Annotated in this window: 16 protein-coding genes; 10 read left to right on the forward strand and 6 right to left on the reverse strand. The window is 65.0% G+C overall.

Going from position 1 to position 20,152, the window contains the following annotated elements; all coding sequences use genetic code 11:
* From BUE39_RS00740 to BUE39_RS00750, 3 genes are all read left to right on the forward strand, one after another.
* Positions 1–1,350 (forward strand): ATP-binding protein, encoded by a 1,350-nt coding sequence (locus BUE39_RS00740; protein WP_073426743.1) that lies wholly within the window; start codon positions 1–3, stop codon positions 1,348–1,350.
* Between the two features lie 192 nt (positions 1,351–1,542).
* Entirely contained in the window at positions 1,543–2,091 is a 549-nt protein-coding gene (locus BUE39_RS00745; RefSeq protein ID WP_073426744.1) for a peroxiredoxin, read from the forward strand.
* A 75-nt stretch (positions 2,092–2,166) separates the two neighbouring features.
* Positions 2,167–2,685, forward strand: coding sequence for a carboxymuconolactone decarboxylase family protein (locus BUE39_RS00750; protein ID WP_006048914.1), 519 nt, complete (start codon positions 2,167–2,169; stop codon positions 2,683–2,685).
* A 75-nt stretch (positions 2,686–2,760) separates the two neighbouring features.
* On the opposite strand, the gene ispF is transcribed toward BUE39_RS00750, so the two are convergent.
* Entirely contained in the window at positions 2,761–3,240 is a 480-nt protein-coding gene (ispF, locus tag BUE39_RS00755) for a 2-C-methyl-D-erythritol 2,4-cyclodiphosphate synthase (RefSeq protein WP_073426745.1), read from the reverse strand.
* 39 nt (positions 3,241–3,279) lie between these two features.
* Positions 3,280–3,996 (reverse strand): 2-C-methyl-D-erythritol 4-phosphate cytidylyltransferase, encoded by a 717-nt coding sequence (gene ispD / locus BUE39_RS00760; RefSeq protein ID WP_073426746.1) that lies wholly within the window; start codon positions 3,994–3,996, stop codon positions 3,280–3,282.
* A gap of 121 nt (positions 3,997–4,117) precedes the next feature.
* On the opposite strand from ispD, the gene mfd reads away from it, so the two are divergent.
* From mfd to mscL, 4 genes are all read left to right on the forward strand, one after another.
* Positions 4,118–7,600, forward strand: coding sequence for a transcription-repair coupling factor (gene mfd / locus BUE39_RS00765; protein ID WP_073426747.1), 3,483 nt, complete (start codon positions 4,118–4,120; stop codon positions 7,598–7,600).
* A gap of 151 nt (positions 7,601–7,751) precedes the next feature.
* Positions 7,752–8,990, forward strand: a complete 1,239-nt coding sequence (gene argE / locus BUE39_RS00770; protein WP_073426939.1) for an acetylornithine deacetylase — start codon at positions 7,752–7,754, stop codon at positions 8,988–8,990.
* 56 nt (positions 8,991–9,046) lie between these two features.
* Positions 9,047–10,081 carry a threonine ammonia-lyase gene (locus BUE39_RS00775; protein WP_073426748.1) on the forward strand — a complete coding sequence of 345 codons (1,035 nt, stop codon included), beginning with the start codon at positions 9,047–9,049 and terminating at the stop codon, positions 10,079–10,081.
* Positions 10,082–10,170: 89 nt separating this feature from the next.
* Positions 10,171–10,617, forward strand: coding sequence for a large conductance mechanosensitive channel protein MscL (gene mscL / locus BUE39_RS00780; RefSeq protein WP_073426749.1), 447 nt, complete (start codon positions 10,171–10,173; stop codon positions 10,615–10,617).
* A gap of 109 nt (positions 10,618–10,726) precedes the next feature.
* On the opposite strand, the gene BUE39_RS00785 is transcribed toward mscL, so the two are convergent.
* The 3 genes from BUE39_RS00785 to BUE39_RS00795 form a co-directional block, all read right to left on the reverse strand.
* Positions 10,727–12,700: a hybrid sensor histidine kinase/response regulator gene (locus BUE39_RS00785; RefSeq protein WP_073426750.1), complete on the reverse strand. Its 1,974-nt coding sequence runs from the start codon at positions 12,698–12,700 to the stop codon at positions 10,727–10,729.
* Between the two features lie 109 nt (positions 12,701–12,809).
* The gene (locus tag BUE39_RS00790) at positions 12,810–13,325 is read right to left on the reverse strand and encodes a response regulator (protein WP_073426751.1); all 516 of its coding nucleotides are present in this window, start codon (positions 13,323–13,325) and stop codon (positions 12,810–12,812) included.
* Positions 13,326–13,403: 78 nt separating this feature from the next.
* Positions 13,404–15,014 (reverse strand): sensor histidine kinase, encoded by a 1,611-nt coding sequence (locus tag BUE39_RS00795; RefSeq protein WP_073426752.1) that lies wholly within the window; start codon positions 15,012–15,014, stop codon positions 13,404–13,406.
* 374 nt (positions 15,015–15,388) lie between these two features.
* On the opposite strand from BUE39_RS00795, the gene BUE39_RS00800 reads away from it, so the two are divergent.
* Positions 15,389–15,880 (forward strand): hypothetical protein, encoded by a 492-nt coding sequence (locus BUE39_RS00800; RefSeq protein ID WP_073426753.1) that lies wholly within the window; start codon positions 15,389–15,391, stop codon positions 15,878–15,880.
* A 111-nt stretch (positions 15,881–15,991) separates the two neighbouring features.
* Here BUE39_RS00800 and BUE39_RS00805 read toward each other — a convergent pair whose 3' ends face one another.
* Positions 15,992–18,520 carry an AsmA family protein gene (locus BUE39_RS00805; RefSeq protein ID WP_073426754.1) on the reverse strand — a complete coding sequence of 843 codons (2,529 nt, stop codon included), beginning with the start codon at positions 18,518–18,520 and terminating at the stop codon, positions 15,992–15,994.
* Positions 18,521–18,621: 101 nt separating this feature from the next.
* Between BUE39_RS00805 and BUE39_RS00810 the strand changes: the two genes are divergently transcribed.
* Positions 18,622–19,332, forward strand: a complete 711-nt coding sequence (locus tag BUE39_RS00810) for an ABC transporter ATP-binding protein (protein ID WP_073426755.1) — start codon at positions 18,622–18,624, stop codon at positions 19,330–19,332.
* Complete coding sequence (locus BUE39_RS00815) at positions 19,329–20,135, forward strand: ABC transporter permease (RefSeq protein ID WP_073426756.1); 807 nt, start codon at positions 19,329–19,331, stop codon at positions 20,133–20,135. Before BUE39_RS00810 ends, BUE39_RS00815 begins: the two co-directional genes overlap by 4 nt.
* Positions 20,136–20,152 lie beyond the last annotated feature (17 nt).

Below are 20,152 nucleotides of genomic sequence, written 5' to 3' on the forward strand. Positions count from 1 at the left end.
ATGCGGATCGACCGGCGCCTCCTGACGCTCGCGTTCGGCGGCCTTTTCTGGCGGACCTTTCTGTTGATCGCGCTGTTGATCGCGGTCAGTCTCGCCGCCTGGTTTCAGAGCTTTCGCGTGATCGAACGCGAACCGCGCGCGCAGCGCGTGGCGTTGCAACTGGTCGCGATCGTCAAGCTCACGCGCACCGCGCTCCTCTATTCCGATCCCGACCTGCGGCGCGCGTTGCTGCAGGATCTGGAAAGCAATGAAGGGGTCCGCGTGTATCCGCGCGAAACCACGGACAAGTACAAGCTCCAGCCCGACGAGTCGCTAAACCGGCTGATCGAACACGACATTCGCGGGCGCCTGGGCGACGACACCATCATTGCCCAGAGCGTGAACGACATCCCCGGCGTGTGGATCAGCTTCAAGATCGACGACGACGATTACTGGGTCGCGCTCGACCGCGACCAGCTCGACAACGCAACGGGCCTGCAATGGGCCGGCTGGGGCGTGTTCGCGCTCGCGCTGTCGCTGTTCGGCGCGGCGTTCATCACGAGTCTCGTGAACCGGCCGTTCGCCAGGCTGGCCATGGCCGCACGCAAGGTCGGCTCCGGCCAATCGCCCGAGCCGTTGCCGGAGCGCGGCATGGGCGTCGCCGCCGAAACCAATCGCAGTTTCAACCAGATGGTGCAGGACCTCGAACAGCTCGAGGCCGACCGCGCGTTGATGCTCGCCGGCATCTCGCACGATCTGCGCACCCCGCTCGCGCGGCTGCGGCTGGAAACCGAAATGAGCCCGTCCGACCAGGCGACCAAGGACGCGATGGTCGACGACATCGAGCAGATGGACATGATCATCGGCCGCTTCCTCGATTACGCGCGCCCGGTGCAGCGGGTGCCCGAACCGGTCGACCTGTCCGTGATCGCGGGAGAACTGGCCGCGCGGATGCAAAGCGAGGACAGCATGCGGCTGATCACGCGCCTCGCGCCCTCGGCGGTGATCGAAGCCGACGAAACCGATATGCGGCGCGTGGTCGGCAATCTGCTGGAGAACGCGCGCAAGTACGGTTTGAGCGACGGCGACGGCATTCCGCACGTGATTCTGGAAACGCGGGTGTCGCACTCGCGGGTCGAACTTTCGGTGGTCGACGAAGGTCCAGGTATTCCGGAGGACCAGCTAGCGCTTGTCACACGGCCGTTCTATCGTGTGAATTCCGCGCGCACCCAGGCGAACGGCACCGGCCTTGGCATGGCAATCGTGCAACGCCTGGTGGGCCGCTACCGCGGCGCGCTGCGGCTGCGCAATCGCACGCCAGGACCGGGGCTCGAGGTGACGATCGAGTTCCCGCTCGCGAAAGGCGTTTGACCCCGTCAAGCCAAGCGCGCTGCCGGAACCGCCGGTCATCCGCGTTGAATAATAACTATCCGGGTTGTTAGCGAAAAACTACTGAACGGATAGTTCAATAGAGCTATAGTTGAAAACCTTGCAACGCGCTCGCGATGACGAGCTGATAGCCTCAAACATGCTGTTTTTTCCAACACACGAAGGAGCATTCGCATGAAAACTGTTGGCGACAAACTCGAAGCGTTCACCGTCACGGCTGCCAAGCCGGGCTTCAACAACCACGAAGAAAACGGCATCTCGGCGTTCGAAGAGATCACGGAGCAGTCGTTTCCGGGCAAGTGGAAGATCCTCTATTTCTATCCGAAGGATTTCACGTTCGTCTGTCCGACGGAAATCGTCGAGTTCGGCAAGCTGGCCAAGGACTTCGAGGAGCGCGACGCGGTGTTGCTGGGCGGCAGCGTCGACAACGAGTTCGTGAAGCTGGCATGGCGCCGCGAGCACAAAGACCTGAGCAAGCTGAACCACTATTCGTTTGGCGACGTCAAGGGCGAACTGATCGACCAACTCGGCGTGCGCGACAAGGAAGCCGGTGTCGCGCTGCGCGCCACGTTCATCGTCGATCCGGACAACACGATCCAGCACGTTTCGGTCAACAACCTGAACGTCGGCCGCAACCCGGAAGAAGTGCTGCGGATTCTCGACGGCCTGCAAACGGACGAACTCTGCCCGTGCAACCGCGCGGTCGGCGGCGCAACGCTGTAAGCCGTGGCGCCGGAAGCCCGCCAAGCTTGGAAAAAGCCGCGGGCTTTTTTATCGACAACTTGATAGGAGATGTCAATGGAATTCTTATCTTCGATTAAGGCGCTCGTGCCCGACTACGCCAAGGACATTCGGCTGAATCTGGACGGGACGATTGCGCGCTCTTCGCTGGAAGGCAACGACGCGGTCGGCGTGGCGCTCGCGGCGGCGTTCGCCGCGAAGAGCACGGTCATCGTGAATGCGATTCGCAACGCCGGGGTTTTATCTCCGGAAGAAACGAATGGCGCGCTGACCGCCGCGGCGTTGATGGGAATGAATAACGTCTGGTATCCGTATGTGGAAATGACGGATAACGCGGATTTGAAATCGCAGCCGGCGCAATTACGGATGAATGCCTATGCGTCGCATGGCGGGGTCGATAAGCGGCGGTTTGAAATGTATGCGCTGGCCGCGTCGATTATCGGCAAATGCCATTTCTGCGTGAAATCGCATTTCGACACACTGGTGGCCGAAGGCATGAGCACCACTCAATTGCGCGACGTGGGGCGTATTGCGGCGGTGATCAATGCCGCGGCGCAGTGCATTGCCGCGGAATAAAAACACGTTGACGACGCGCGGCGCGGCGATTACTTTCGCCGCCGCGCGCCTTCGTTTGAAGGTCTGCCCGGCGGCTCAATTCTTGAGCAACAGAACCACGGCCTGCGCCTCGATCCCCTCGCCTCGCCCGAGATAACCCAGCTTCTCATTGGTCTTGGCCTTGACGTTGACCCGCTCGACAGGCAAGCCAAGGTCAGCCGCGATATTGGCCCGCATGCCTTCGATATGAGGCGCGAGCTTCGGCGCCTGAGCCACCACGCTGCTGTCGACGTTGGCAATGGAAAATCCGGCGGCCGTCACGCGGGCAAAACATTCGCGCAGCAAAACCCGGCTGTCCGCGCCGGCAAACTTCGCGTCGGTGTCGGAGAAATGCCGGCCGATATCGCCCATAGCGGCCGCGCCGAAAATAGCGTCGGTAATCGCATGCAACAGCACGTCAGCATCCGAATGCCCGAGCAATCCGCGCTCATAAGGAATCGTCACGCCGCCGATTATCAGCGGACGCCCCGGCACCAGCGCATGCACGTCATAGCCCTGCCCAATTCTGAAATCCATCTGCGTCGAGTCCGGTAATTGAAATTTGAAGTCGTCGAATCAGGAAGCCGATGCGGGCCGGCAGAGAATCGCCTCGGCCAGATCGAAGTCTTCCGGATAAGTCACCTTGAAGTTGCGCAAGCTGCCCTGCACGAGTTTCGGCGCATGGCCCAGCCATTCGATCGCGCTTGCTTCGTCGGTCAGATCGTGACCGTCCGCGTGCGCGCGCAAAATCGCCTCGCGCAACATGCCGATGCGGAACATTTGCGGCGTCTGCGCCTGCCACAAGCCGTCACGCGCCTCGGTGCGGGCGATCCGCCCGTCGGTCGAGGCGGCGTCGATCCGCTTCAGGGTGTCCGCCACCGGCAAGGCCATGATGCCGCCGACCGCATCGTCCTTCAGCGCGCCGATCAGCGTGCGGATCAGCGAGGGCGTGATGCCCGGCCGCGCGGCGTCATGCACCAGCGCCCAGTCGTCGTCGCGCGCGCCGAATTCCGCGAGCGCATGCAGCCCGTTCAGCACCGACGCCTGGCGCGACGCCCCGCCGCAACGGCGCACCGCGAAGCGCAAGCCGCCGAAGCGGCGGGCGTCGAAGTGCTGGTCGTCGGCGGCGATCACGACCAGCGTTTGCGCAAACTCGCTGCACGCGTCGAACGCCGCCAGCGAAAAATGCAGCATGTCGCGGCCGGCGACGGTGCGATATTGCTTGGGCATCGCGGCGCCGGAACGGCTGCCGGTGCCGGCGCACGGAATCAGGGCAAATAGACGGGAAGTCACGAGTGCGGATGCCGCGAAGTGAAAGTAAAGGACGGATTTTATAATAGGTCCTTCGCATCCACGCCCCGACACGCGTAAACTTGCCGGTCACGTGTGAGCCCAAGGCCGCCTTTTCTCTTCTATGCCAGACATCGCCGCATCATCGCAATACTCCCCGCCCGTCGCGCTCGTCAAGGCCGGCCAGCGTTTCGTCTTCGACGGCACGCACGGCTCGTCCGACGCGCTGCTGATCGCCCGCTACCATCTCGCCTATCGCGAGAAGGTGCCGCTCCTGGCGGTGGTGTGCGAAAGCGCGGTCGACGCGCAGCGTCTGTCGCAGGAAATCGGCTTTTTCGCACCCGAGGCCCGCGTGCGCTTGCTGCCCGACTGGGAAACGCTGCCTTACGACAGCTTTTCGCCGCACCAGGATCTGGTCTCCGAGCGCCTCGCCACGTTGCACGATCTCGGCGAGGGCCGCTGCGACATCCTGCTCGTGCCCGCCACCACGGCGCTCTACCGGATGCCGCCGGCGTCGTTCATGGCGGGCTACACGTTCGCGTTCTCGCAAGGCGAGCGTCTGGACGAAGCGAGGCTGAAGGCGCAATTGACGCTCGCCGGCTACGAGCACGTGAGCCAGGTGGTGCGCCCGGGCGAGTACTGCGTGCGCGGCTCGCTGCTCGATCTGTTCCCGATGGGCTCGCCCTTGCCGTACCGCATCGACCTGTTCGACGATCAGGTCGACTCGATCCGCGCCTTCGACCCCGACACGCAGCGCAGCCTCTATCCGGTGAAGGACGTGCGCCTCCTGCCCGGCCGCGAATTCCCGTTCGACGAAGCCGCGCGCACCGCATTCCGCAGCCGCTGGCGCGAAACCTTCGAGGGCGATCCGAGCCGTGCGTCGATCTACAAGGACATCGGCAACGGCGTGCCGTCCGCGGGCATCGAATACTATCTGCCGCTGTTCTTCGACGAAACCGCGACGCTGTTCCACTACCTGCCCGAAGGCGCGCAACTGGCGTTCGTCGGCGATCTGGACGCCGCGATCCGGCGCTTCACCAACGACACGAAGCAGCGCTACAACTTCCTCTCGCACGATCGCGACCGGCCGATTCTGGAGCCGCAGCGTCTCTTTCTGTCGGATGAGGACTTCTTCACGTTCGCCAAGCCGTTCGCGCGGCTCGCGCTGCCCGGCAACGCCGGCGGCGGCTGGTCGCTGCCGCTGCCGGATCTGGCGATCGACCGTCACGCCGACGATCCGGTCGCGGCCTTGCGCGCCTATCTGGAGACCACGCCGAACCGCGTGCTGTTCGCCGCGGAATCGGCGGGCCGTCGCGAAACGCTGCTGCAACTGCTGGTCGACAATCATCTGAAACCCGTTTCGAGCGACAGCTTCCAGGACTGGCTCACCGGCGACGAGCGTTTCTCGCTGGGCGTCGCGCCGCTCGCGAACGGTTTTGCCGTGCCGCTCGACGGCATCGCGATCATCACCGAGACGGAGCTATACGGCCTGCTCGCGCGCCGCGCGGGACGCCGCCGCCAGGAACAGGCGAGCAACGTCGATTCGATGGTGCGCGATCTGTCCGAGTTGAAGGTGGGCGACCCGGTCGTGCATTCGCAGCACGGCATCGGCCGCTATATGGGTCTCGTCACGATGGATCTCGGCGAAGGCGAAACCGAGTTCCTGCACCTCGAATACGCGGGCGACAGCAAGCTCTACGTGCCGGTCGCGCAACTCCATGTGATCTCGCGCTACAGCGGCGCCGATCCGGAAAGCGCGCCGCTGCACTCGCTCGGCTCCGGCCAGTGGGAAAAGGCCAAGCGCAAGGCGGCGCAACAGATTCGCGACACCGCGGCCGAACTGCTGAACCTGTACGCGCGCCGCGCCGCCCGCGAGGGCCATGCGTTCGCGCTCGAACCGAAGGATTACGTGAAGTTCGCCGAGAGCTTCGGCTTCGAGGAAACGCCCGATCAGGCCGCGGCGATTGCCGCCGTGATCGGCGACATGACGAGCGGCAAGCCGATGGACCGGCTCGTGTGCGGCGACGTCGGCTTCGGCAAGACCGAGGTGGCGTTGCGCGCGGCCTTCATCGCGGTGATGGGCGGCAAGCAGGTGGCGCTGCTCTCGCCCACCACGCTGCTCGCCGAACAGCACACGCAAACCTTCTCCGACCGTTTCTCCGACTGGCCGGTGCGCATCGCCGAACTGTCGCGTTTCAAGTCGACCAAGGAAGTCAACGCGGCCATCCAGCAGATCAACGAAGGCAGCGTCGACATCGTGATCGGCACGCACAAGCTGCTCTCCTCCGATGTGCAGTTCAAGCGGCTCGGGCTCGTGATCATCGACGAGGAGCACCGTTTCGGCGTGCGTCAGAAAGAAGCATTGAAGGCGCTCAGAGCGGAAGTCGACGTGCTCACGCTCACCGCCACGCCGATCCCCCGCACGCTCGGCATGGCGCTCGAAGGTCTGCGCGATTTCTCGGTGATCGCCACCGCGCCGCAAAAGCGCCTCGCGATCAAAACCTTCGTGCGCCGCGAGGAAGACAGCGTGATCCGCGAGGCCATGCTGCGCGAGTTGAAGCGCGGCGGCCAGGTCTACTTCCTGCACAACGAAGTCGAGACGATCGAGAATCGCCGGCAAATGCTCGAAGCCCTGGTGCCCGAAGCGCGCCTCGCGGTCGCGCACGGGCAGATGCACGAACGCGAGCTGGAGCGCGTGATGCGCGACTTCGTCGCGCAGCGCGCCAACGTGCTGCTGTGCACGACGATCATCGAAACCGGCATCGACGTGCCCACCGCCAACACCATCCTGATTCACCGCGCCGACAAGTTCGGTCTCGCGCAGTTGCATCAGTTGCGTGGCCGGGTGGGCCGCTCGCATCACCAGGCGTATTCGTATCTGCTGGTGCACGATCCGCAAGGTCTGACCAAGCAGGCGCAACGCCGGCTCGAGGCAATCCAGCAGATGGAGGAACTCGGCTCGGGCTTCTATCTCGCCATGCACGACCTGGAGATTCGCGGCACCGGCGAAGTGCTCGGCGACAAGCAGTCGGGCGAGATTCACGAGATCGGTTTCCAGCTTTACACCGACATGCTGAACGACGCCGTGAAGGCGCTCAAGGAAGGCAAGGAGCCGGACCTCACCGCGCCGCTCGCCGCGACCACCGAGATCAATCTGCACGCGCCGGCGATTCTGCCCGCGGACTATTGCGGCGACGTGCAGGAGCGTCTGTCGCTGTACAAGCGCCTCGCCAACTGCGAACACAACGATTCGATCGACGGCATTCAGGAAGAACTGATCGACCGCTTCGGCAAGTTGCCGCCGCAAGCGCACGCGCTGGTGGAGACGCATCGTCTGCGGCTCGCGGCGAAGCCGTTGGGCATTTCGAAGATCGACGCGGGCGAAGCCGTGATTGGTTTGCAGTTCATCCCCAACCCGCCGGTCGACGCGATGCGGATCATCGAGATGGTGCAGAAACACAAGCACATCAAGCTCGCGGGCCAGGACAAGCTGCGTATCGAAACGCGCAGCCCCGATCTGGCGGTACGCGTCGCGACGGTGAAGGAAACGCTGCGCGCGCTCGGCGCGCCGAGCCGCGGCACCGCGGCCCCGGTCGCCGCGCGCTGACGTCCGCTTTCGGCGCCGATCGCTCGAAGTTCGGGAATACGCGCCACGTCCCGCGTTTTTGCTCATGTTGCAACGCGCAAACGCGCGCCGCGGCGCACGAAAGGGGCATATTTTGGGATATGATCGAAAGACTCAAATGCCGGAGTCCGTCATGTCCCATGTCGCTGAATCAGCGCAGCCCTCTTCCCTATCCGCTTCCGCACAGAACGCTTCGTCGCCGGTTTCGCTTCCCTGGGTCACCCGTCTCGTGTCGATGGACACGGTCAGCCGCAACCCGAATCTCGGCCTGATCGAAACCGTGCGCGACGAACTGCGCGCGGCCGGCATCGAAGCCACGCTCACGCACGACGCGAGCGGCAAATGGGCCAACCTGTTCGCGACGATCCCCGCGCACGACGGCGAAACCAACGGCGGCGTGGTGCTCTCGGGTCATACGGACGTGGTGCCGGTGGACGGCCAGCAATGGGACAGCGATCCGTTCAAGCCGGAAATTCGCGGCGACAAACTGTATGGCCGCGGCACGTGCGACATGAAGGGTTTCATCGGCGCGGCGCTGGCGCTCGTGCCCGACATGCAGCGCGCGAAGCTCGCAAGGCCGATCCACCTCGCCCTCTCGTTCGATGAGGAAGTGGGCTGCGCCGGCGCGCCGCTCATGATTCAGGACCTGATGAAGCGCGGCGTGAAGCCGGACGGCTGCATCGTCGGCGAACCGACCAGCATGCGCCCGATCGTCGCGCACAAGGGCATCAACGCTTACCAGTGCTGCGTGCGCGGCCAGGCCGCGCATTCGTCGCTCACGCCGAAGGGCTTGAACGCGATCGAGTACGCCGCGCGCCTGATCTGCTACATCCGCGACATGGCCGATCAGTTCCGCGAGCAAGGTCCGTTCGACGAACTGTACGACGTGCCCTTCACCACCGCGCAGACCAGCACGATCGTCGGCGGCAATGCGATCAACACCGTGCCGGCCGAATGCAAATTCCAGTTCGAATTCCGCAACCTGCCCACGCTCGATCCCGAACCGATCTTCGCGCGCATCGATCAGTACGCGCGCGAAACGCTGCTGCCGAAGATGCTGCGCGAGCATCCGTCGGCGGCCATCGAGATCACCAGGATCGCCGCGGCGCCGGGGCTCGATTCATCGGAACAGGCGGCGATCACGCAACTCGTGCGCGCCCTGACCGCCGATCAGGACAAACGCAAGGTCGCGTACGGCACCGAAGCCGGTCTGTTTTCGCTGGCGGGCATTCCGAGCATCGTATGCGGCCCCGGCGACATCCAGCAGGCGCACAAGGCCAACGAATTCGTCGCGCTCGATCAGCTCGTGGCATGCGAGCGCTTCCTGCACAAGTTCATTCACAGCATGTCGGTCGAGGCGCACGCACACTGAAACCGTCCGCCGCCACGCACCGTTTCACCCATACCAAACGAACGAGCGCCCCCGCCATGTCCACCGCCACGCCACTGCATACCGACCACACGATCGACGGCGAGCCGATCCCCACGCTCGACGACATCGCGACGCAACACTTCGCGTTGACGCCGTGGGTCGCGCGAACGCCGGTGTTCGACAGGCTCGACTTTCCGTCGATGGAAGGCACGGTGGTGAACTTCAAGTTCGAGCTGCTGCAAGCGGGCGGCAGCTTCAAGGCGCGCGGCGCGTTCACCAACCTGCTGGCACTCGACGAAGCGCAACGCAGCGCGGGCGTGACCTGCGTGTCGGGCGGCAATCACGCGGTGGCGGTGGCGTATGCGGCCATGCGTCTTGGCATCGGCGCGAAGGTCGTGCTGTTTCGCGCGGCGAACCCGGCGCGCGTGGCATTGTGCCGGCAGTATCGCGCCGAGATCGTGTTCGCGGAAAACATCGCCGAGGCGTTCGAACTGGTGCGCCGTATCGAGGCCGAGGAAGGCCGCTATTTCGTGCATCCGTTCAACGGTTATCGCACCGTGCTGGGCTCGGCCACGCTCGGCTATGAATGGGTCACGCAAACGCCCGACCTCGAAGCGGTGATCCTGCCGATCGGCGGCGGCGGTCTCGCCGCGGGCGTCGCCACGGCCATGCGGCTCGCGAATCCGCGCGTGCATGTGTACGGCGTCGAACCCGAGGGCGCGGATGTGATGGGCAGGAGTTTTGCGGCCAATCACACGGTCAAGATGGGCCAGATGCACGGCATCGCCGATTCGCTGATGTCGCCGCATACCGAGGAATACAGCTACGAGTTGTGCCGCCGTCATATCGACGATCTCGTCACCGTTTCCGACGACCAGTTGCGCGCGGCCATGCTGACCTTGTTCGGTCAACTCAAGCTGGCTGTGGAGCCCGCCTGCGCCGCCGCCACGGCGGGCTTGCTCGGACCGCTACGCGAAAAGCTGCAAGGCAAACGGGTGGGCGTGCTGCTGTGCGGCACCAACACCGATCCGGTCAGTTTTGCCGCGCATATCGAACGCGCCCGCCACGGCGAGTCACAGTTTCCGGGCTAAAGACCGCGCCTCGTTTTCCCTGCCCGAAGCACTCGCCTATTCGTCCGACGTTGGTATGATTCGTTTATCGATTCTCGGGAGGAACCTCAATGAGCATGGTCAAGGAATTCAAAGAATTCGCCCTCAAGGGCAACGTGGTGGATCTGGCAGTCGGCGTGATCATCGGCGGCGCGTTTTCCACCATCGTCAATTCCGTTGTTAAAGACCTGATCATGCCGGTTGTCGGCGTCGCCACCGGCGGCCTCGATTTCTCCAACAAGTTCATTCGCCTCGGCGATATTCCGCCCAGCTTCAAGGGCAGCCCCGAGTCGTATAAAGATCTGCAGACGGCAGGCGTCGCGGTGTTCGGCTACGGCTCGTTCATTACCGTGGCCATCAACTTCGTCATTCTCGCGTTCATCATTTTCCTGATGGTCAAGTTCATCAACAATCTGCGCAGGCCGGCCGAGGACGCAGCGGCAGAGCCGCCGCCCCCGCCGGAAGACGTGCTGCTGCTGCGTGAAATCCGCGATTCACTGAAGAACTCGCCGCGCTAGGCCGCGAACCCGCGGATCGGGCGGCGCCAATAAAAAGGCCTGTTGCGATTTGTCGCAACAGGCCTTTTTTCACGCTGTCCACTTTCATGCCGGGCGCTACGCGCAACCCCTAAGCGCCTTGCTGCGCCTTTCGGTTCACCGCGCCCTCGATCATCGTCTCCAACTGGCCGAAATTAACGGGCTTCGTCAGATGGGAAGTGAAGCCGGCGCTCAAGCAACGACGCACGTCTTCATCCGTGCCGAAGCCGGTCAACGCGACCGCCGGCGCATCCGAATGCTCGCGGAACGCCTTGATGAAATCGAGGCCGGTGCCGTCGGGCAAGCCCACGTCGCTGACAACCAGATCGAAGCGCTGCAACTGTGTGGCGGCCAACGCATCGTCCACGCGGCCGACCGTCGTGACTTCGTGGCCGAGGCTGCGAATCAGTTGCGCCATCACCTCGGCGGTATCCACGTGGTCCTCGATCAGCAAGATGTTCAGCAGGCCGGCCGCATGCACTTCGTCAGGCACGGCGACGGACGGCGTGCCGGCCGGCGCAGCGGCGGTCGGCAGCGTGATCGTGAAGGTCGCGCCGCAATGCGCGCCGGGGCTCTGCGCGGTGACGGTGCCGCCGTGCACATCGGTCAACGCCTTCGTGATCGCGAGACCGAGGCCCAGGCCGCCGAATTGCCGTGTCATGTTCTGGTCGCCCTGCTCGAACGCGTTGAAGAGCTTGCCGATCTGTTCCGGCTCGATGCCGATGCCCGTGTCTTCGACCGATATCTGCACCTGCATGCGTTCGTCGCGCGTGCGCACGTAAATGTGGCCGCCATCGGGCGTGAACTTGGCGGCGTTGCGGATCAGGTTCCATAGCATCTGCTGCAAGCGCGCGCGATCGGCCAGCACGTAATGGTGCTTCGCGTTCTTGTGCACGTGCACGTCCTGCTGCTTGACCTGGATCTCGCTGCGGAAAAGTTCGAGCACGCTGTCCATCACGTCGTGCACGTCGACGGTTTCCAGCGACAGACGCAGCTTGCCGTTCGCCACGCGCGTGAGATCGAGCAGGTCGTCGATCAGCCGCGCCTCCAGCTCGACGTTGCGGCGAATCATGCGCACGCTCGCACGCGCCTGATCGGGCAGATCGGGAATCATCTCCAGCACGCTCGCGCCCGCCAATACCGGCGTGAGCGGCGTGCGCAACTCATGCGAGAGCATCGCCAGAAAACGGTCCTTGGCGCGGTTCGCTTCCTCGGCGATCTGACGGGCAGCCTGCTCCGAGGCAAGCAGGCGTTCGCGCTCCTCGATCGCCTCGCGCTGCGAATGAATGTCCGTGCAACTGCCGAACCATTTGCTGACCTTGCCCTCGGCGTCGCGCATCGCCACCACGCGCGCGTCGAACCAGCGGTATTCGCCGTCGTGGCGGCGGATCCGCAGTTCGTGCTGGTAGTCGCCCGCGTTGTTCGCCACCGTGTTGAGCCACGTGCGGCGGATTTCCTCGCGGTCGTCCGGATGCACGGCATCCAGCCACGCGAGGCCGTGTGAGCTGTTGTCGGGCAAGCCGGTGTAGTCGAACCACTGCTTCGAGAGAAAGTCGCAGTCGCCCGTGGCGTTGCAGGTCAGCACCAGATGCGGCAGCGTCTCCGACAAGGTGCGGTAATGCTGTTCGCGGTCGCGCAACAGCAAGGCTTCGTCCGACGCTTTTTGCAAACGCACTTGCGACAGCACGCGCTCGACCGCCTCGGGCAGGTAATTGAGGTATTCGCCGGATTTGGGCACGACGTCGGAGACGCCCGCGCGCAGCGCTTCGATCACGCGCGATTCGTCGGTGAAGCCGGTCACCAGAATGGCGGGAATCCGCACGCCTTCGGCGCGCAAGCGGCGAAAGAAGTCGAGTCCGGTTTCCGGTCCGCTGAGCTGATAGTCGAGCACCAGCAAATCGGGGCCGCCCGCGCCGAGCCGCTCGTGGGCCGCCTCGACGCTGGCGCAGATCGCTACCCGGCAGCCGGCGCGCTCCAGCGACTTGCGCGCGAGCCGCAAAATGCCTTCGTCGTCGTCGACGACCAGCACATAGGCGGCGGGCAGCGTGGACACGTCTTCGATCATGCGAATCTTCTTTTAGGCTAGGTCTGGTGGTTATGTTGTCACGAGCGACTTTCGGGTGACTTTCAGGTGACTTCCAGCGGCGGCTGTGCGGCTTCACATGAACGTTACCTCAAGGCACCGCGAAACGATGGCCCGGCGGCAGCTTGACGACCTGCAGGAAGAAGCCGAGCCGGCGCACGGCTTCGATGAACGCGTCATATTCGACCGGCTTGGTGATGTACACGTTGCAGCCCAGCTCGTAGCACCTGGCGATTTCGCGCGGGTCGTCGGTGGTGGTCAGGACGATCACCGGCACCGCGGCGGTCCGCGGCGACTCTTTCAGACGCCGCAAGACTTCGAAGCCGTCCACTCGCGGCATCTTCAGGTCGAGCAGCACGACGAAATTCGTCAGATCGTCGCGCGACGGATAAGCGCTCGCCGCGGGCTCGGAGGCGCCGCCGCCCGCGCCGCTGGCAGCGGCCTCGGCCGGCGCGGGGCCGAAAAAGTAATCGAGTGCCTGCTGGCCGTCGCGAAAGCGCAGGAATCCGTTCGAAACGCCGGCACGGCGCAGATTGCGCTCGACGAGCGTGGCATGGCCGTCGTCATCCTCGATCAGCACGATGCCGACCGTTTCCCCGTGACTCATACGCCCTCCGTGCTAACGATCCGTATCTATGTTCATGGCGTTTCCGCGGTGTGTCCCGTTGCCGCGACCCGTCTCGCATCAGGCGCGCGCGGGCTGCTCGGGCAACACGACGAAGAAGGTCGACCCCGCGCCTTCCGCCGACTCCACCCACACGCGCCCGCCGTGCCGCTCCACCATGCGCCGCACCACCGCGAGACCGATGCCGTCGCCGTTCGCGACGTCGCCGTGCAGACGCTGAAACGCGCGGAACACCTTCGACATATACGCGGCCGGAATGCCGAGGCCGTTATCGCGCACGTAGTAAGTGCGCATGCGCACCGCGCGCGGGTCGGTCGCATCGACCGGATCGGGCTCCAGCGCACCGATCTCGATGCGCCCGGTGCGCGCCGGGTCGAGGTAGTTGAGCGCGTTGCCGATCAGGTTGCTGAATATCTGTTCGATCGCCGTCGGGTCGCCCCACACGGGCGGCAACTCGCGCACGGTGACCGACGCCGCGCGCTGACCGATCGCGCCTTCCAGCGCATCCACCACCCGGCCCACCACGCGGCCGACGCTCACCCGCTGCCAATGGTATTCGAGCCGGCCGGCGCGCGAAATCCGCAACAGCGCGTCGATGATCGCCGCGGCCCGCGTCACCGCGGTGCGCAGATATTGCAAGGACTCGCGCACGTCCCCTTTCAGAGTATGCGCCATGCGCCGATGCTCGGCTTCCGGCAAGCCGGCGGCATCGACGATGCTGTCCAGCTCGTCGCACGACACCTGAAGTTCCTTCGAAAAGCCTTGCAGATTCACCAGCGGCGAGCGCAGATCGTGCGACACGCTGTAGATGAACATTTCGTTGTCTTGCGTCTCCTGGCGCAATTCCTCGTTGACCACCGCAAGTTCCTTCGCGCGCGCCTCGAGCCGCGCCTTCAGCGTGGCCTGTTGCACGTCGGCCTCGGCGAGACGCGCGCCTGTCTCGTGCAGCACCGTGTCGAGCGCGGCGATTTCGTCGTTGCCCGACAGCGGCGCGGCGAGCGGCCGCCCGTTGCCCAGACGCTCGGCGTTATCGGTCAACACTTCCAGCCGCCGGCCGATGTTGCGCGCGAACACCACCGCCGTGGCCGCCCAGATCAGCATCGAACCCAGCACCGCCGCGATCAGCGCGTATTGCTGGCGCTCGCGCCGCCGCGCGAGCGCCGCGCCGCGTTCGGCGTCGAGCCGCGACGCCTCGTTGCCGAACGCGGCAAGCTCGTCGCGAAACACCGCGACCTGGCGCGGCAGCGCGCCGGTTTCGAGCGCCGCGAACGAAGCCACGCCGCGCCCCTCGTGCAGCGCCTGCGAGATCATCACGGCCTGGGCGCGATAGGCGTCGACCGCCTGCCGCATCTTGCGTACTCGCTCGACCTGCTGCGGCGTGCCGCCGACCAGCGCGTCGAGTTTCTGAAGACGGTCGCCGAGATCGATCCATACCGTATGCCGGTCGATGAACGACGGATCGCCGACCGCCATGCCGGTGCGCACGCGCGCGGCCTGACGCAGCAACGGATCGACGAGGGCCGACGACTGATAAAGGATCTGCTTGCTGTTGGCGACCCATCGCGCGGCCTGCGCCGTCTCTTCCTGGGTATCGAAGACGAAGCCGAGAAGCGCCAGTTCGACCACGCTCGGCACCGCAATCAGCAGCAGCCCCTTGGTGAATAGTTTCATGTTCGCCCGAAGGGTCGCGAAGGGTCATTCAAGCCGCGGCAACTCAGGAGGACCGGTCGCGCCCGCCAGAGCGGCGAGTGCGACGCGGCCGGACGGGCCATTATCGGCGTGATTTAGAGATATTTCAACGTAGCCGCAAGAGGCGCCCGGCCCACACAAAAACGACTTTTTTATTGGTGTGAGATGTTTTTTCGGCGCCTCGTGCGTCTATGATGGAAACAGATGTGCTGGGAAGCGAAAGCGCGCGGCGAGGCGGTTCGGCATGATTCGTGCGGGAGAAGGTGATACGGCGCAGACGTCGAATCATCGTGAATCCAGCCTTGTCGTATGCTATAAAAGATCGACGTGCGGCGCGCGAAGCCGGGAGTTGTCGCATGAGGACGCTGCGTTTCTTGCAATTCTTTTTCAGGCGAATTTTTATGTCCTTCCCGAAAAAGCGTAGACGCGCGAAGGTGGACGGCGATGAGTCGTTCCTCGCGGTACTACGGCATTTCAAGCCGTTCGGCCAGCTCGACACCAAGATTGCGCGTGCTCGCGCGCAAGACGAACCGGTGCTCTATGCACACGTGCTGCCCGGACTCGATGTGCTCCTGTGCAGCGTGCGCGGTGCGCAACCGCCTTATCCCGCGCCGGCCGAGTTGCGGCGGCGCTGTATCGAATCCATCACCAACGCGTTGGAACAACCGCTCGACGGACTGGAGAACGGCGGCTACTGGTACGAGGCCGACGGCTTCGGCTTCCTGGTGTTTGCCAGCCGGGCTCGCGGCAAGATCCTGACGGAGTTCGGCGCCACTCGCATCGGTGCCCGTCGCGGGGTTCGTCGGCAAGATGCCGCTGGAGACGCCGCTCCGCGCTCGCTGAGATAGCCGAGGCAGGTTCTTCATACAGGCCTCTTACAGGCCTGTTCCCGAGGCCTTTTTCACATCGACCCGCTCGTCCTTGGCAACGCCGCTGTCGGTTCGCAAGCGGCGTGGGTCTCAGCTTCCCTTGTATTCAACCGCGCTCGCCGGCGCCGTGACCGCCGGCTGCTTCTTGCCGGTCGCGGCAGGCGACGAAGCTTCCCCTGATGATTTATTCACCGGCGCGCCCTCGAGCGAAATGGCGGCCTTGGGCTTCTGCTTGACCCCGGGCGGCGGCGCCGTCGGCGCCTGACGCACCTGCGCGAGCAAGCGCGCACAAGGCAGCGGCTTGTTGTTGCTGGGCGCCAGCAGCGGAATCAGCGCCGCGAACGGATTGACGAGACCGAGCCCGACCGCCGCGCCGCCTCGCAGCGCCAGCGCGGCCGGATTCACGCCCACGTGCGGGTCCTTGAAGGTCCCCTTCACATAGAGGGGCGAGCGCAACGAAAACACCCGGAACCCCTTGGTATGCGGATGCACGCCGAGGTCCATCGACTCGTCGCGCAGATTCACCTTGCCGTCGATGTCAATCACCGCGTCGCCCGTATCGAGCGCGAACACGCGCGAATCGAGCACGCCGTTGGTGGCGACGAAATCGGCGGCCGCGCAATTGATCTTCACGTCGCGATTGCCGAACAGCTTTTCATACACGACGTTCGCCACGTTCAGGCCCGCCGCTTCCATCAGGAGGCGGCTCACGGTGCCGTCGGTGACGAGCGCCTTCACCTCGCCGTTCGAGGTCGCCGCTAGCGCGGCCGGTGAATTGCCGGTCGCGGTCAAGGCGGCGTCGCCGTTGATTTCGCCGAGCGCGTTCTGCATCGTCTTGAAGTTCGGCAGCAACTGCTTGAGCTTCAGATGCCGCGCCGACGTCGACACGCGGCCCTTGAGCGGCATCGCGCTGCCGTCCAGATGAATGTCGGAGGCCAGCGAGCCGCCCGCCACGCCGAACTTGAGCGGTTCAAGCGAGAGCACGCCATTGGTCATCACGATATGGGTGTACAGGTCCGTGATCGGCAGGTCCACGTTCTTGATGATGCGCCGGCCCGAGAACTTCACGTCGGCGTCGATCGCCTTCCAGCGGTCGGTGTGGAATTCCTCGACCGGAAGCGCCTTGTTTGCCGGCTGCATCTTCGCATCGCCGCGCCTGGCCTTGCTCGCGTTCGAGTCCGCGCCGATCACCGGCGCGAGATCCGAGAATTGCAGCAGATGCGACACCACTTCGCCCTGCAACAGCGGACGCGGCTCGCGCGCCGTATAGATCAGCGACCCGTTCAGATCGCTGCCGCCCACCCGGCCTGTAAAGTTTTCATACTTGAAGACGTTACCGCTTTGCTTGAACTGCCCGATGAGACGCCCCTCGGTCGCATAAGGCGGCGTGTCGGGCAAGGTCACGCCGGTCAGCGAATAGAGCCGCGACATGCTGTTGCCTTGCAGCCAGAGGCGCAGATCGACCGCGGCGAGATGCGCCGGATCGGTGACCGTGCCCACCAGACCGATATGCAGATCGCCCGCCTTCACGTCGGCCTGCACCGGGAACGGCCGGTTCGCGTCCTGCAACGCGAGCACGCCGCCCACCTTGCCGCTGCCCGCCACCGGCGTCTTGTTGTAGGTGCCCTTGACGGTCCAGCCGATCGCATACGACGGCATCTGCGGTTTCGCGCCGCCCGCGTCGCCGGCTTCACTGGCGCTCGAGGCCGGCACGGAGGCCGCCGCGGCGGCGCTGGTTTCCGCGCTAGCGCTAGCGCTAGCGCCGACGCCGACGCTCGCGCTCGCCGCCTGGCTCGCGCCCTTCGAACCGCCCGCGATCAACGCGCCCGAAGCGCCCGTGGCCGCCGTCGCGCCCGACGCCTTGATGTCGGTCGACGCAGCCCCCGACGCGGCCGCCGCCGCGGCCGCCGAAGCCTCGGACGCCGCCTGAGCATTGGCCTGCGCGGACAGCTTGTTCGCGCCCGACTTGCCGACCGCCTCGGCCGACGCACGGCGCGACGCCGCTTCCTGCTGCCGGATCGCCTCGCCGAGCGGAATCGGCTGACCGAGCGTATCGACGACCGTCTGCACGTCGATCTTCTTCTGCTGGTCGGACAGTGCGATGTTGCCCTTCTCAAACGCGATATCGTGCAGATCGAGCTTCCACTCGGAAGGCTCGCGCGGCTTCAGTTTGAAGGTCCAGTTGTTGCGCCCGTCGAGCAGGCGTTCCAGATCGACGGAAGGATTCACCAGATTGATCGCCGGAATCACGATGTCGCGGGTGAGCAGCGGCAGCACCTTGACCTGGAAGTCGATCTCGTCGAGCGTGGCGAAATGCGGCTGTTTGGCCCAGTCGGGATTGGCCACCGTGATGTTCGTCGCCGAAAAGCGCGGCCAGGGCACCCAGCCGCGCCAGCCGGTCTCGCCGACCGGATGCCGCCAGCCCACTTTCAGATCGCCGTTGATGACGAACGGCCGGCCGATCGCCTGCGTGACCTTGTCGTTGACGTAAGGCCGCGCGTGGTTCCAGTCGAACGTCAGGAGAAAAACTGTCAGCGCGACAATCAGAATGACGATGATCGCCAGCAGCCATGCGATGATTTTCCCGATCCGTCTTCCGGTCGTGCTCCACGCTGCCATCGAGGGGGCTCCGCTATTTTTTCTGCGTTGCCCTTCGCCCAGCACGTAGTGTGCCCGAACGACGGCCTTCGACATGACGCCCACTCTCCACCCTACGACTCATGACCGATGTTCCGTTCGTGCTCGCCGACGGCATCGTCCGGCGCGACGCCTTGCGCGGCCAGACGCTGCTGCAGCCCACCATCTTCGCGTTGCATGCGGGCGACCGCGTCGCGATCACGGGGCCGTCGGGCTCCGGCAAGAGCGTGTTGCTGCGCGCCCTCGCCCTGCTCGATCCGCTCGATGCGGGGCGCATCGTGTGGCATGGCAGGCCGGTCGAACGCGCGGCGATTCCGCGCTACCGGCGCAACGTCGCCTATATTCGCCAGCGGCCCGCGCTGCTCGACGGCAGCGTTGAAGACAATCTGCGCTACCCGTTCGAGTTGCGCACCTATCGCGACGTGCGCTTCGATCGCGCGCGAGCGGCAAGTCTCGTGGCAGCGGCCGGCCGCGGCGACGATTTTCTCGACAAACGCGCGAGCGAACTGTCCGGCGGCGAGGCGCAGATCGTCGCGCTGATTCGCGTGTTGCAGCTTGCGCCGGAAGTGCTGCTGCTCGACGAGCCCACCGCGTCGCTCGACCCGGAGTCGTCGCATGCGATCGAGGGTTTGGTGCGCGCCTGGTTCGATGCCGATCCCGGCCGGCATGCGTCGATCTGGGTATCGCACGATCCGGCCCAGGCCGCGCGCATGAGCGAGCGGCGTCTGACAATGCGCGCCGGCATGCTCGACGAACCCACGGTCACGCCCGCGCAGGAGGCGTTCCGCCAATGACCTTGCAAACCCTGAGTCTCTGGGACCTCGCGATCGCGGCCTTGCTGATCGTCGTGAACGGCGCGGTGTCGGTGGCGCTCAAGCTCGATCTCGAACGCAAGCTCGCGTGGGCGGCGCTGCGCACCGTCGTGCAGTTGGTCGCGATCGGCTACGTGCTCGGCTGGGTGTTCCGCTACAGCCACTGGTTCGTGGTGTTGCCGCTGATGATCGTGATGACGCTGATCGCCGGCTTCGCGGGCGCGCAGCGCGGCAGCCGCTCCTATGCCGGACAGCGCGCGGATAGCGTGCTGTCGATCGGGTTCAGTTCGTGGCTCGTCGCCGCGATCGGCCTCTTCGTCGTGATCCGCATTCATCCGTGGTACGAGCCGCAGTATGCGATTCCGATTCTCGGCATGATCCTCGGCAATACGCTGACCGGGGTCTCGCTCGGCATCGAACGGATGACCGAGGAATTGACCGCGCGGCGCGACCGCGTCGAGATGGCGCTCGCGCTCGGCGCGACGCGCTGGGAAGCGGCGCGGGCGCCGGCGAGCCAGGCGGTGCGCGCGGGCATGATGCCGACGCTGAACCAGATGGCCGTGGTCGGCGTGGTGAGCCTGCCCGGCATGATGACGGGCCAGGTGCTGGCCGGCCAGTCGCCGTTGCAGGCGGTGCGTTATCAGATCGTGATCATGTTTCTGATCGCCGCCGCGTCGGCGCTCGGGACGGTCGGCGCGGTGCTGCTCACGTACCGGCGGCTCTTTTCGGCGGAGCACCGGTTTCTGTCGTCGCGGCTGGTGGAGCGCGCCGCGGCGCCGCGCTGAATGCCGGCTCGCCGCGG

The organism is Paraburkholderia terricola, assembly GCF_900142195.1.
Taxonomy (GTDB): Bacteria; Pseudomonadota; Gammaproteobacteria; order Burkholderiales; family Burkholderiaceae; genus Paraburkholderia; species Paraburkholderia terricola.